Source organism: Pedobacter montanisoli (assembly GCF_022809115.1).
GTDB lineage: Bacteria > Bacteroidota > Bacteroidia > Sphingobacteriales > Sphingobacteriaceae > Pedobacter > Pedobacter montanisoli.
This window is the reverse complement of the sequence record NZ_JALGBH010000002.1, coordinates 648952-662875: the sequence shown is the minus strand read 5'-3', so window position 1 is coordinate 662875 and position 13924 is coordinate 648952. Positions and strand designations below refer to the sequence as shown.

The following is a 13924-nucleotide window of genomic DNA, read 5'->3' as shown; positions in this document are numbered from 1 at the left end:
ATTGTTAAACTGTTACTTCTTTATTAATTAATGCGCTAAATTCTGCTAAAGTCATCGAGCCTAAATCTCCTTCGCCGTGTTTACGAACTGAAACTTTGCCTTCTTCCATCTCTTTCTCCCCTATAATTAACATATAAGGCAGTTTTTTAACCTCAGCATCTCTGATTTTCCTTCCAATTTTCTCATCACGGAAGTCAATCAGACCGCGAATATCGGAATTATTTAGCTCTTCTGAAACTTTTTTTGCATATTCTTCATATTTTTCTGAGATAGGAAGAATAATATATTGCTCGGGCGACAACCATAATGGGAAATTACCAGCACAGTGTTCTATCAGTACAGCAACAAAGCGTTCCATAGAACCAAAAGGTGCCCTGTGTATCATTACCGGTCTGTGTTTTTGATTATCGCTACCTGTATATTCAAGTTCAAAACGCTCAGGTAAATTGTAGTCAACCTGAATGGTCCCTAGTTGCCATTTTCTACCTAGCGCATCACGAACCATAAAATCTAATTTAGGCCCATAAAACGCTGCTTCGCCATACTCTACTACAGTAGGCAAACCTTTCTCCTCTGCCGATTCGATAATGGCCTGCTCTGCCAATCTCCAGTTTTCATCAGAACCAATGTATTTAGATTTATTTTCAGGATCTCTTAACGATATCTGTGCCACATATTCTGTAAAGCCTAAAGCACTAAAAACATGCAACACCAAATCTATCACCTTCTTAAATTCTTCTTTTACCTGATCAGGGCGGCAGAACAAATGCGCATCGTCCTGAGTAAAGCCACGTACACGGGTTAAGCCATGCAGCTCTCCACTTTGCTCATAACGATATACGGTACCAAATTCTGCAAAACGAACCGGAAGATCTTTGTATGAACGTGGTTTAAATTTATATAATTCGCAGTGATGCGGACAGTTCATTGGTTTTAATAAGAACTCCTCACCTTCTTGTGGTGTTTTTATAGGCTGAAAGCTGTCTTTACCATATTTTTCATAATGGCCTGAAGTAATGTATAAATTCTTATGACCAATATGAGGTGTAATTACTTGCTCGTAACCTGTTTTTTGCTGCGCCTTAGTTAAGAATTGTACCAAACGCTCACGCAAAGCAGTTCCTTTAGGTAACCACATCGGTAAACCCATACCTACTTTTTCAGAAAAAGTAAACAGTTCCAATTCTTTACCTAATTTACGGTGATCACGCTTCTTAGCCTCTTCAATCATATGAAGATATTCAGTAAGCTCACTCGCTTTAGGGAAAGTAACACCATAAATACGGGTCAATTGTTTTTTGGTTTCATCGCCACGCCAGTAAGCTCCGGCAACGTTCATCAGCTTTATAGCTTTGATAAAACCTGTATTTGGGATGTGTGGCCCACGACACAAATCAGTAAAATTTCCTTGTGTATAGAAAGTAATCTGACCGTCTTGTAAACCATCTATGAGGTCTAATTTGTACTCATCGCCTTTTTCAGTAAAATACTTTATAGCATCGGCTTTACTTACGTTTTCACGTTCAAAAACTTCTTTTTGTTTAGCCAGTTCAAGCATTTTATCTTCAATCTGCTTGAAATCATCAGATGAGAACTCGCGATCGCCAAAATCTACATCGTAGTAAAAACCTGTCTCAATAGCCGGACCAATACCAAATTTAGTGCCCGGATAAAGTGCTTCCAAAGCCTCAGCCATTAAGTGAGCTGATGAGTGCCAAAAAGTAGATTTTCCCTGTGGATCATTCCAGGTTAATAATTTAACCGTAGAATCGTTCTCAATTGGACGTGAACTGTCCCAAACTTCTCCGTTCACTTCTGCTGCCAATACATTTCTTGCTAAGCCTTCTGAGATTGATAGAGCAATCTGATGGGCATTTACGCCCTTTTCATACTGACGTACAGAGCCATCAGGTAAAGTAATGTTAATCATCTACAACTATGATTTAAAGTTTAAAATAAATTGTTTTGCAAAATCACTTACGTGTGTGATTTATTTTTCACAAAGATAGTAATTAGATTCTTAATTATAAGACCAATTTCGCAGATAAACAGGGTTTATTTACCGTTTAGAACAGCTTTGATTTCATCATAATCTAATTGCTGATTAGGCTCTATTAAAATGCCTTTTACACCTGCGCCATTGGCTGCTTCAACATCACGCGGTTTATCACCTATCATTACAGACTGCTCAGGATCTATATCAAACATATCAATAGCATCTAAAACCATTCCCGATTTAGGCTTACGACATTTGCATTCTCCATCTACTGTTGGGTGGTGCTTGCAGTAATAAAAAGCAGTAATATCGGCACCTTGTTTTACATAAGTTTGTTTTAAGATTTGGTGCATCATGGCTAGTTCTTCTTCAGTATATCTTTTTAACGCCAGTCCGCCTTGATTGGTGATAACAATAAGCATGTAGTCTTCATCAAAAAAACGTTTCAGTACAGGTATCTGATAGGTAAGCACTTCAAAGTCATCAACCCTACAGATATAATCGCCGATTTCCTTATTTAAAACACCGTCGCGATCTAAAAATATAGCTTTGTTAGTCATTTTCGTCTAAAGCACAAATGTACTATTTAGACCTTAATTTAAACGGTTATTTTGAGTTTTAAATTAGATTTACCAATTGTTAAGTTCTAATTTCTAACTTGTTTCTTTTGTTATTGATTTACTGAACGTTATCATTTTAGCTATTCCATAATTGCTTAATATTTGTAATTTTATTTTCCTAAAAATTTCTTAAATGAGTTCCGAAGATTTTAAACCCTTTGTTCCGGCCGAACAAAAAATGGCCGAGTTTACCATAAAATCTATTTTATTAGGTTGTATTGCAGGCATTATTTTTGGTGCTGCAACCGTTTATCTGGCCTTGAAAGCGGGATTAACAGTTTCTGCTTCTATTCCTATCGCTGTTTTAGCCATAACCTTAGGCAAACGTTTTTTTAAGACCACTATCTTAGAAAATAACATTATCCAGACTACAGGTTCGGCAGGCGAATCCATTGCTGCAGGTGTAGTTTTTACCCTTCCGGGATTTTTGTTTCTAAGTGTGAGCGAAAGTAGGCAAAGTACAGGTGATGCTTTTTTTAATTACATGACCATTCTTATACTGGCTATTTTAGGGGGCGCTTTGGGTACTTTAATGATGATACCTTTGCGTAAATCGCTCATTGTAAAAGAACACAAAAACCTGCCATATCCAGAAGGTACAGCTTGTGCATCGGTATTAGAAGCCGGTGAAAAAGGAGGAAACTTTGCCAAAACAGCTTTTTGGGGTTTAGGATTTTCACTGGTTTATGCCTTATTGCAAAAAGTTTTCCATTTAATAGCAGAAGCCCCAACATGGGCAACCAAACAGGCCAATAAGTTCCTCCCTTCAGCACAGGTAAGTGGTGAAATTACACCTGAATATTTAGGCGTGGGTTATATCATAGGACCTAAAATTGCAGGCGTACTGGTTGCCGGTGGTGTATTGGCATGGCTGGGCATTATCCCTTTGTTAGCTACTTTGATAGATCCTGTTATTGCGGCCAAACAATTGATTAAATTAGGCATGCTTGCCGATATCACTAAACCGGGTGGCGTAGGCGGATGGGATCCTCTTACACATACTTTTGCAGATTATCCAAGAGCCATTTATCAAGCTTTTGTGAAACAGATTGGTGCAGGCGCCGTTGCTGCAGGTGGTTTCATTACCCTATTAAAAACCATTCCTACCATTGTTTCTTCATTTAAAGATAGTTTAGGTTCCATTAAAAATAAAGATGAAAAGGCAGAGGTTAAACGTACTGAGCGTGATCTTTCTTTAAAAGTGGTAGCCTTAGGAAGTTTAGCCCTGATTATTTTAATGGCTATTTTACCACAAATACCGGGCGACAGTATCGTAAATAAACTGATTATTGGTCTTTTAGTGATTGTTTTTGGCGCATTCTTCGTTACGGTTTCAAGTCGTATTGTAGGTTTAATCGGTTCAAGCAACAACCCAATTTCGGGTATGACTATAGCTACTATTATGGGAACCTGTCTGGTGTTTATTGCTGTTGGGTGGACAGGAAAAATATATGAACCTATGGCTTTGGTTGTAGGTGGCATGATCTGTATTGCCGCAGCTAATGCTGGAGCTACATCTCAAGATTTGAAAACTGGGTATATTGTGGGTGCAACGCCTAAATACCAGCAATTAGCCTTATTTATAGGGGCTATTGTTTCTTCGATCGTAATTGGCGTAACTGTAAGGATCTTAGATACCCCTACTACTGAAATGCTTAATCAGGGCATTACCCATGCTATAGGTACAGAAAAATATGCTGCTCCACAAGCTACATTAATGGCTACTTTAATTAAAGGTATGCTTTCTTTTAACTTAGACTGGCAATATGTATTGGTTGGTGTTTTTATAGCGATTACCATAGAACTTTGCGGCATAAATGCTTTGTCTTTTGCTGTTGGTGCTTATCTGCCTTTATCTACTACCCTTCCCATTTTTGCTGGTGGTGCGGTTAAAGGTATTGTAAACTGGAGAGAAAAGAAAAAAACCAAATCTGCCGAAGAAGAAGAAATTGCACCGGGTAATTTATTTGCCACAGGCTTAGTGGCCGGAGGTGCCATTGCAGGAGTTATAGTGGCTATTTTAACGGTTATTCCTTCGGTAAATGACAATTTAGGAAAGGTAAATACAGAAACTTTCCTTACTCAGATTTTAGGAGATGGCGGTTACCAGTTATTGGGCGTTATCTTCTTTTTAATCATGGCTTTTGTATTGTATAGAATTAGTATGAAAAAGCAGGAAGAATTATAGGTTATTATACACTAAGATTACAGGTGTAGCATGATTGCTGCACCTTTTTTGTTTATTGCAAAATACCCTGATTAACTCGTAGTTGTCATGCTGAACTTGCATCTACAAGAAAAGTGTTATTTTAATCAAAGTCTATAGACCCTGAAATGAATTTACTCCGTAGCTTTACACTTCGTTCCAAGTCAGGTGACGCACCCTATTATCTTAAAACAAAGTAATTCCTGCATTCCATCCTAACCAGCCCTTGTGACCTCTGATGATTTTACTATTAGCAGGATCTATTTGTTTGTAGCCTACAGGACTCCTATAATCTGCAGGAGCATTGGTCACATAATAATTGGCAACAGGCCCACCGTATATACTCAATCCTTTAAAAACACGGAATTGTAGGTTAAGCTGAAATTTGTTTAAAATATTGACATAGTCCCACTGCCCGAGGTAAAGATGTTGGGCACTTAGCTCAGCAGCCACAGAAAACAGTTTTCCTGCAAAAAAATCATGTCCAAATCCCAAACCAAAGGTTTCTATATTTTCATCTTTAACAAAGTTCTTGCCCAACATAAATATGGTGTACAGGTTGGCATTGCCACTTTTAAAAGCTATGTTGGCATTAATCAATTCATTTGAAGAAATGCTGATTTTATGATAACCGTTCTTAACGAAATTAAACAAGCCTAAACTAACGCCAGATGAAGAATCAGCCGCATTAATCAACCCGATCTGCAAACCTTTATTTGACTTGGCATAGTTAAAAATACCCGATATCTGTATCCCTCGCATTAATCCTGATGTGATATTACCCAAAGCTGCTATTTGAACCCCTTTTGTGTTTTTACTTACAACATTACCAATTCCGGTAATCTGTAAACCTTGCAGGTCATCGGTTATAATATTTCCTACGGCCGATATCTGAACTGCTTTTGCTGAACGTCTTACATAATTTAAACCTGATACTTGTACACCCTCCATGTTTCGCTGCACATTATTAAAAGCACCCGATACCTGAACACCTTTAACATCTTGTCCGTTTATATTTAATGCTCCTGCTATTTGCACGCCTTTGGTCAATCCTCCCACCACATTAAATGCACCTGCCACCTGTACATATTGTACATTTCCTTTGTCAAGATTAAAAACTCCTGCGATCTCCATACCGTCAACTCCGGCTGTATAACCGCCTATAAGATTTAACGAAAATTTATTGACTACACTTGTACTCATTTTACCCTGCGAGCTTAAACCCGGTGTTAAAGAGGCTTGTATAGGCATATTGGCTAAAAAATTGGGTATGTTAATATTTTGAATACGTTGCTTTGAAGAAGTAAACCAACGGCTTATACGAAAGTTATCCAGCATATCTGAAAAAAGCGTTCCTTTTTCCTTATCGGGATCATCATAGCCCTGAGGTTTTACATTTATACTGGATAAAAATACAAGAGATGTATCACGGTAATTCTCTTTACTTGCCGTTAATACAATTGATTTATGCTCACCCTTAAATTTGAGGTTAAAAGTACCTTCTTCATCCGTAAGCGCCGATTGCAATAAGCGTTTTTCATAGACACTGGCATTTTTTACTCTTTTACCTGTCTGTATATCTACCACATAACCGGTAATAGCATAAAGGTTTTCTGCTGTAACAATACTTTCTGCCTCTATAGAAAACCGATTTGCAGCATACCTTAAAATGATATATTCCTCGTTTTCTTTATAAGCTACTTTACCTTCAAAAAGCTGGTCCAATACATCACGCACAGCTATATTTTTTACATTGAGGTTAACTACGCTGTCTTGTTTGAACAAGGCCCCATTATAAGCGAAGTAAAATTTTCCTGCATTGCTTATTTTCTGTAATACATCGCTTATACGATTATATTTAAGATCTAAGGTTACTCTTTTGGCTAAATTGCTCTGATTGTAATTTACAGCGGTTTGCGCCTGGGCTAAAAAACAGCTAAAAAATAGGATGATAAAGAATAATAGTCTGGTTCTCATTTACGTTTTTTAGACAACAAAATCTGGTTTTGGTTACGCTGTATTTCCAAATCTAATGCATCACATATATTATTCAGGTTTTTATCTAGGTTATTGAACGGAAGGGTTGTATATATCCTTAACCCTTTAATATCATCAGCAGGTACAATCTGTACGCCATAAGCCTCGTTAAGTACATTTACCAATCTGTAAAGCGGCGTATTACGGGCTACAAAAAGCTGCGTACGGTAATAATTATACAATTCGTCTTCATTGACCTGTTTTACAAGTTGTGCCTTAGCATCAGTACCTATAGTTATTCTTTCACCTTTTACCAAGCTTATTTCGCTCTGGTTTTTCTTAACCTTAACTACACCGCTTTCTACAATTACCTCTATACTGTTTGCATTTCGTTTGATGTTAAAAGAAGTACCTACTACTCGTACATTTACCTGATCCATTGAAATGGTAAAGGGATGTGAGCGGTCATGTGCCACATCAAAAAACACCTCTCCTCTTAATAGCAATACTTTGCGGTTTTGCTTAAAATCATCTGCGTAACTAAGTGTGGTATTTTTATTTAGCACCAGTTGAGACCCATCTGGCAATGCCTTATTCACGACCAAGGCCTCGCTTGAAACTTCTGTGTAGCCACTACCTATCAAACTGTAAACTAACCATGCGCCTGCCACAATAAATAGCGTTGCAGCTATGCTTAACCATTTTAAATTACTGTTATTTCGTTTTACTTTTAACTGAGCAGGCAGTATATTTTCTTCTTTTGGGACTACTCTTGTTTTAAATTTTTGCCAGGCCAGCTCTTCATCTACCGAAGACTGAATTGCCAAACCAGCACTCTCATTCCAGATCTGTTCAAGCTGTTTAAAATATTTTTCATTTTCCCCATCAGCACTAATCCAGTCCTGTACTTCGGCATTTTCTTTTTCAGAGGTTTCTTTAAGCAGAAACTTTATCAATAATTCATCATCCATATCGTTTTGCTTAATTTAAATAATCATGATAATTCCCTAATCCCAATAGCAACAGTACCATAAAATCTACCAGTTTTGAGCGTAGTATCTTAAGTGCTTTACCCATCTGGTTTTCTACCGTTTTAATTGAAATGCCTAGTTGTTCGGCTATTTCTTTATATTTTAATTCTTCAAAACGGCTTAACTGAAATATGGTTCTACATTGTTCAGGTAGCTCATTCAATGCTTTTTTCAATTGGTTTTGCAATTCTGAAAGCTCTATTTTATGTGATGCAGAAAGGCTATGCGTATCCATGGTATGTACTGTAAAATCCTGGTATTTTACTTTAACTTTTTCATGTTTCAAAAAGTTAAGGCTATCGTTATAAATACATCTATACAGATATGCTTTCACAGAATTCTGCGTTTCCAAAAGATATCGTTTTTCCCATAGTTTTAAGAACATGGATTGCACAATTTCTTCGGCAGTTTCTTCATCTTTTAATATCATATGGGCATAGGCATGCAAGGCCTTATAGTTGGCTTTAAACAACTGCTCAAATGCGCTATCGTTATATGTTCCTGTAGTGGTATTCACGTTAATTACTGGTTCAAATATAGAAGTTTGGCAACTTTAGTTAGCCTGTGCTATGTTAATTCTTTTTAGTATTTCATGTCCGTTATCACTATCAACCGTAAACAAATCTATATATTGAACTCTTGGAAACATAAAAGTATTTTTTTCTACTTTAACAAAAACGCGTTTTAGCAACAAGTCTTTCCCTTCTTCTTTAATATAAAGTTTATGTTGCTGATCTTCTTTAGATTTGAGCAGGTACATTGGCAGTTTCTTATATGATACCAACCGTACCTCATAAGCATCGTTTCCTATGTATTTGCATTGCACACCATAAGCCAGTTTCTTTTCTATATTGGTCAGATCCTTGTAAATCCCGTTCTCTTCGTATCTGATCCACGAAGCTTTTATAGGCACTTTGGTATCTAAGGTTCCATATTGATTGTAGTTAAGTTGGTAAACCACCGTATTGGCATCGGGCGTACGCTGAAGAAAGAACAACAGGTTTTTCAATTTAGGCTCGGGCAATCTATCCTGTGCAAAAGCACATTGTCCTATGATCAAAAGAGTAAGCACTACTATAGTGGCATACAAGTAATTTAGTTTTTGTGTTTTTACTTTCCTTATTTCAGAGGATTTATAGCGATATATTTTTGCAGGGCTCGCAAACAGGAAAAACAATATTTCTCTTAAGCTGTTACTTTGCCTGATATCCTTAACAATATCTCGATATTCGTGAAAATTAAGTACAAAAGGATTGCCTTTTTCGGCAAGAGGTGTGGTAAGTCCATATCTGGGTTTTTCTTCTTCGTATTGAAATGTGCCGAACCAATGATCCCACATCATGAACGTAGCACCAAAATTCTTATCTATATATTTTTCCTGACTGCCATGATGTACACGATGATTAGACGGTGTACCCAAATACTTTTCAATAAACGGATGAAGCTTACCTATGGTTTCTGTATGTACCCAAAACTGGTATAATGTACTTAACTGGCTAGCCAATAAAAATATGATGGGATGAAAACCACATAAAGCTACCGGAATAAAGAAAACAATTTTAACATGCTGTACCCAGCTTTGTCTGAAAGCAACGGTAAGGTTATAATGTTCGGCAGAATGATGTACCACATGCGATGCCCAGAAAAAACGGTTAAAGTGCGAGATGCGGTGCGACCAGTAACTACAAAAATCGTAAATGATAAAACAGGGAATAAGACTTAACCAGCTAAAATGTATGCGCCAAGGTAATAAATTGTACAGCCATACCGCCCCCATTAACAAGGCTGATTTTAGCAGTAAATTGACGATTAAGTTTCCTAAACCAACAAATAATGAACCTTTTAGTTCCTGAGCCTGAAAATCCTCATGCTTAAAGATTTTTGACAGCACAAACTCAAGTACGGTAAATACAACAACCAAAGGTAGCGCATATACCATGAGATTGGGAACGTTATTTTGCAGATGATAGAGTTCGTCTATCGAAAGCTTTTCGGCTCCAAAAACAGAACCTAAAACCGACCAATTAAACTGAGCAACCATAAATCCATTATTAATGCTTAAAATCTGATTACTTTTCCGCTACCACTGATGTATTGCTCTATAAGCGGATTTCCGGCATAATATATTTTCCCGCTACCGCTGATGTGGGCTTTCAATTTCTCTTCTACCTGTACAAAAGCATGACCACTACCTGATATACTAACATCTGCATATTTTGCATTTAGCTTTTTAAAATCGGCCTTACCCGATCCCGAGATTTCTATGTCAACCTCATGAGCATCTAGGTAATTGTTCAATAGCACATCTCCTGACCCGCTTACACCTATGTTTAGAAAAGGCAGCGTTTCAAAAGCACCTTCTATTTCAACTTTTCCGCTTCCGCTCAATAAAATCCTGTTAAAAGTTGGCATCGTAATCTCCACTTCAATATCATCATGCCTGATGTATGCGTTGTCAAAACCAATATTGAGTTTATTGTTTACTACACGGGTGGTAAAATAAGGGATGATATTTGTAGATCCTTTTATTCTTACATTATAGGATATCCCATATTTGATGCGAACCGGCGTACTGCCGTCCGAGTTAAGTCCTGTAAACTGACCTACATTTCTATCTTCTGAAACAACATGGCCATTTGCGGTGATTACTTCTTTTTTACATGCGGTAAAGGTTAAAATTAAACTTAAGACCAGTACCATATTTAGATATAATGTTCTTTTCATGTGTTTATATTTTATGTATTAAATTCTTTTAAAAAATAACCTTTAAACCAGCTTGGTACCCTACGTACAAAGTCTGTCTGTAATCAGACCAACGGTTGTTCCAGGTGTGGAGAACATTTCTATTGCCTTCGGAATGAAGCAATAAACCTTCTGGACTGTTCGTTGAAACAAAATTCAAAGAAGGCCCTGCAAAAATCTCGAACGATTTAGTGATTTTAAGTGCTGGCAATACCCTTAACGTACTTTTTATATATTCTCCTCTCTCAAAACTTTCCAACATTCCCTGTACCAGTTCTGTATTTAACCTGAAATGCCTCGACTGGAAGAAGTGTGCTCCTAAACCAGCTTCAAAGGCATAGATTTCTTCTTTATTTTTAAAATTATAGCCCACACCTATAATACCATACAGATATTTTCCGCCCGACCTGAACGTTAGCATAGACGTTTGGTCATCATCAATGGTTGCAGCTATGCTTTTCTCTCCATTTTTAACCAGATTGATGATACCTATCGGGAAGTCGCTGTTTTCAGCAATATTGATAAAACCTGCAGCTTGTATGCCTTTTACATTCTTAGCAACGTTGATAAAACCGGCAAACTGGTTACCTTCTACATTTTTGGAGACATTAATAAAACCAGCAAACTGACTGCCTTTGAGGTCTTTTACCGTATTGATAAAGCTTGCAAACTGTGCTCCGGTTACATTATTTTGGGCTACATTGGCAAAACCAGCAAACTGTACACCTTTTGCTGAACGATAGGTATTTAAAAATCCGGCAAATACAGCACCGTTTGCTTCGGTTCCGATATGATTTGAAAAACCTGCAAATTGTGCACCTTTGGTATAGTGACGGACTACATTAGATAAACCCGCAAAAGAGCTGCCATTTTCTGCCGATGAAACACCTGCTATTAAATTAAGAGAAAGGTTGTTGGTATCTAAAGGAGCATGGGTTCCATTTGTGCTCAAAGGATATACCAGCCCAATATTGGCCTTAAATGTTTGGGTATTCTGTGCGCTTACATTTTTAACAATGCCCACAAACGATAATATAAATACCGCTGCTTTAAGGCATTGTTTTGACATTTGTGTGTAGTATGATTTCTTCATCTTGTATCTTATTTAAATACAAGACAACAAAGTGTACACCTACCCCTACGTCTCCTGAAAAAAAATATTTTGGCTTTTTAAGCAACTACAGTTAACAAAAAAAGGGCAATCAATAAGATGCCCTTTTTATTCAAATTCGTTAATATCTATGTAAAGTATTTATTTAATTATTTCTAACTCACAATCTTTAGCTATCTTTTCAAAATCCTTTCTTATTTCAGCAATTTTAAATCCATCATTGGGATATTTTTCCTTTAATTTTTTTAAAGCACAATCAAACAGCTTATTTTTTTGGTCTTCAGAAAATTCAAAAGGCATAGATTTCAACATTGCTACCCTAAATCCCTTTAAATATTGCTCATTCCAAAAAAAGGGTAATTCGTCTTGAACATTTTGTTCATAAAAGCAACTTTTCATTAGTTGCTTAATGATTTCTATAAATTGATTAGTATCCAAGTTAACACCTTTAGGAAACTTAGACTTCAATTTACCAAATATACAATCAGCTAATTCTTTAGTTTTTGTTGTTCCTAAATTTAGTTTTATTAATGATTGATAACATTCATTGTAATTTAAATCAGCTTGTTGAGTTCCCCAGTTAAAAACAATTTTCTGTGCAAAACACTGTTGTTTTATGGTTATCAGAATAATAAAAGAAAGTGCTAGAGATATCCTAAACATAATTAATACTACCTTGTTTCTTCAGATAAAGTTCTATCTGCTATAATTTGGTGCTTCTTTGGTAATGGTAATATCATGTGGATGACTCTCACGCATACCGGCTGCCGTAATCTGTACAAACTGGGCTTCCTGTAGTTTTTCTATAGATGCAGCGCCTACATAACCCATACTTGCACGTAAACCACCTATATACTGGTACATTACTTCAGCTAGAGTTCCTTTATATGGTACACGACCTACAATACCTTCTGGTACAAGTTTCTTGATATCATCCTCTACATCCTGAAAATAACGGTCTTTAGAACCTTGTTCCATGGCTTCAATAGAACCCATACCACGATATGATTTAAATTTACGTCCTTCATAAATGATGGTTTCACCAGGACTTTCTTCTACACCTGCAAATAAAGAACCTGCCATAACGGTGCTTGCACCAGCAGCAATAGCTTTAGCTATATCACCTGTATGCTTGATACCACCATCGGCAATTACAGGTACACCTGTACCTTTTAATGCTTTTGCACATTCATAAACTGCATATAACTGTGGCACACCTACTCCGGCAATAATACGTGTGGTACAAATAGAACCAGGTCCAATACCTACTTTTACGGCATCGGCTCCTGCATCGGCTAAAGCTTTTGCAGCAGCGCCTGTAGCTATGTTTCCGGCTATTACCTGTAAATCAGGATATTTAGTTTTTACTTCTTTTAATTTATCAATTACACCTTTTGAATGTCCGTGTGCAGTATCAATAGCAATTACATCTACGCCTGCTTTTACCAACGCGTCTACACGTTGCATGGTATCTGCGGTTACACCTACAGCGGCACCTACACGTAAACGTCCCATTTCATCTTTACAGGCTGTTGGGTAATGCTTAACCTTTTGTATGTCTTTAAAGGTAATCAATCCATTTAGTGCCCCATCTTTGGTTACTACCGGAAGTTTTTCAATTTTATGGTTTTGTAAAATTTCTTCAGCTTCTTTTAGTGTTGTGCCTACCGGTGCAGTAATCAGGTTATCTTTGGTCATGATCTGCGCAATAGGTTTCTTCATGTCTTTTTGGAAACGCAAATCTCTGTTGGTAATAATGCCTACCAGTTTATTATCTGCATTTACTACAGGAATACCACCTATTTTATGTTCTTTCATAATCTGAAAAGCATCAGCAACAACCGATGTCTCCAATAAAGTAACCGGATCTTGGATCATACCGCTTTCAGAACGTTTTACTTTACGTACTTCTTCAGCCTGTCTTTCTATAGACATGTTCTTATGCAACATACCTAAACCACCATTTTGCGCAATGGCAATGGCCAGTTCTGCTTCTGTAACCGTATCCATGGCCGCAGAAACCAATGGCACATTAAGTTTTATTTTCTTGGTTAAATGAGTGCTGGTGTTAACTTCACGAGGCAGAATTTCTGAATACGCAGGTACCAAAAGTACGTCATCGTATGTTAAACCTAAAGCAAGAAATTTGTGGGGATCAAGTTGCATAGCAAATAAATTAAGATTTATTATTTGCCGGGCAAATATACGGAGTTAGCATTTTAAATTAAAATTAAATTTGTT

Annotated in this window: 11 protein-coding genes; 1 reads left to right on the top strand and 10 read right to left on the bottom strand. The window is 37.0% G+C overall.

From position 1 onward, the window contains the following. Positions 1–4 precede the first annotated feature (4 nt). Both thrS and MMF97_RS10635 read right to left on the bottom strand, forming a co-directional pair. Positions 5–1930: a threonine--tRNA ligase gene (thrS, locus tag MMF97_RS10640; protein WP_243362257.1), complete on the bottom strand. Its 1926-nt coding sequence runs from the start codon at positions 1928–1930 to the stop codon at positions 5–7. A 125-nt stretch (positions 1931–2055) separates the two neighbouring features. Further along, positions 2056–2556 carry a D-glycero-alpha-D-manno-heptose-1,7-bisphosphate 7-phosphatase gene (locus MMF97_RS10635; protein WP_243362256.1) on the bottom strand — a complete coding sequence of 167 codons (501 nt, stop codon included), beginning with the start codon at positions 2554–2556 and terminating at the stop codon, positions 2056–2058. Between the two features lie 193 nt (positions 2557–2749). On the opposite strand from MMF97_RS10635, the gene MMF97_RS10630 reads away from it, so the two are divergent. Next, positions 2750–4804: an OPT family oligopeptide transporter gene (locus tag MMF97_RS10630; protein WP_243362255.1), complete on the top strand. Its 2055-nt coding sequence runs from the start codon at positions 2750–2752 to the stop codon at positions 4802–4804. Positions 4805–5008: 204 nt separating this feature from the next. Here the strand turns inward: MMF97_RS10630 and MMF97_RS10625 are convergent, their stop codons facing one another. From MMF97_RS10625 to guaB, 8 genes are all read right to left on the bottom strand, one after another. Beyond that, entirely contained in the window at positions 5009–6799 is a 1791-nt protein-coding gene (locus tag MMF97_RS10625) for an STN and carboxypeptidase regulatory-like domain-containing protein (protein ID WP_243362254.1), read from the bottom strand. Next, positions 6796–7770, bottom strand: a complete 975-nt coding sequence (locus MMF97_RS10620; protein ID WP_243362253.1) for a FecR family protein — start codon at positions 7768–7770, stop codon at positions 6796–6798. Before MMF97_RS10620 ends, MMF97_RS10625 begins: the two co-directional genes overlap by 4 nt. 10 nt (positions 7771–7780) lie before the next feature. Beyond that, the gene (locus MMF97_RS10615) at positions 7781–8347 is read right to left on the bottom strand and encodes an RNA polymerase sigma-70 factor (RefSeq protein ID WP_243362252.1); all 567 of its coding nucleotides are present in this window, start codon (positions 8345–8347) and stop codon (positions 7781–7783) included. 36 nt (positions 8348–8383) lie between these two features. Further along, positions 8384–9871, bottom strand: a complete 1488-nt coding sequence (locus MMF97_RS10610; protein ID WP_243362250.1) for a DUF4833 domain-containing protein — start codon at positions 9869–9871, stop codon at positions 8384–8386. Between the two features lie 17 nt (positions 9872–9888). Further along, positions 9889–10554 carry a head GIN domain-containing protein gene (locus MMF97_RS10605; protein WP_243362249.1) on the bottom strand — a complete coding sequence of 222 codons (666 nt, stop codon included), beginning with the start codon at positions 10552–10554 and terminating at the stop codon, positions 9889–9891. A gap of 28 nt (positions 10555–10582) precedes the next feature. Then, on the bottom strand, positions 10583–11641 hold the full coding sequence (locus MMF97_RS10600; protein WP_243362247.1) for a hypothetical protein: 1059 nt from the start codon (positions 11639–11641) through the stop codon (positions 10583–10585). Positions 11642–11824: 183 nt separating this feature from the next. Beyond that, positions 11825–12346, bottom strand: coding sequence for a hypothetical protein (locus tag MMF97_RS10595; RefSeq protein ID WP_243362245.1), 522 nt, complete (start codon positions 12344–12346; stop codon positions 11825–11827). 33 nt (positions 12347–12379) lie between these two features. Further along, positions 12380–13849 carry an IMP dehydrogenase gene (guaB, locus tag MMF97_RS10590; RefSeq protein WP_243362243.1) on the bottom strand — a complete coding sequence of 490 codons (1470 nt, stop codon included), beginning with the start codon at positions 13847–13849 and terminating at the stop codon, positions 12380–12382. Between the last annotated feature and the right edge of the window lie 75 nt (positions 13850–13924).

Bases quoted from the DNA above. Each gene is read 5' to 3' on its own strand.
- thrS (WP_243362257.1), bottom strand. From the start codon at position 1,930: ATGATTAACATTACTTTACCTGATGGCTCTGTACGTCAGTATGAAAAG.
- MMF97_RS10635 (WP_243362256.1), bottom strand. From the start codon at position 2,556: ATGACTAACAAAGCTATATTTTTAGATCGCGACGGTGTTTTAAATAAG.
- MMF97_RS10630 (WP_243362255.1), top strand. From the start codon at position 2,750: ATGAGTTCCGAAGATTTTAAACCCTTTGTTCCGGCCGAACAAAAAATG.
- MMF97_RS10625 (WP_243362254.1), bottom strand. From the start codon at position 6,799: ATGAGAACCAGACTATTATTCTTTATCATCCTATTTTTTAGCTGTTTT.
- MMF97_RS10620 (WP_243362253.1), bottom strand. From the start codon at position 7,770: ATGGATGATGAATTATTGATAAAGTTTCTGCTTAAAGAAACCTCTGAA.
- MMF97_RS10610 (WP_243362250.1), bottom strand. From the start codon at position 9,871: ATGGTTGCTCAGTTTAATTGGTCGGTTTTAGGTTCTGTTTTTGGAGCC.
- MMF97_RS10605 (WP_243362249.1), bottom strand. From the start codon at position 10,554: ATGAAAAGAACATTATATCTAAATATGGTACTGGTCTTAAGTTTAATT.
- MMF97_RS10600 (WP_243362247.1), bottom strand. From the start codon at position 11,641: ATGTCAAAACAATGCCTTAAAGCAGCGGTATTTATATTATCGTTTGTG.
- MMF97_RS10595 (WP_243362245.1), bottom strand. From the start codon at position 12,346: ATGTTTAGGATATCTCTAGCACTTTCTTTTATTATTCTGATAACCATA.
- guaB (WP_243362243.1), bottom strand. From the start codon at position 13,849: ATGCAACTTGATCCCCACAAATTTCTTGCTTTAGGTTTAACATACGAT.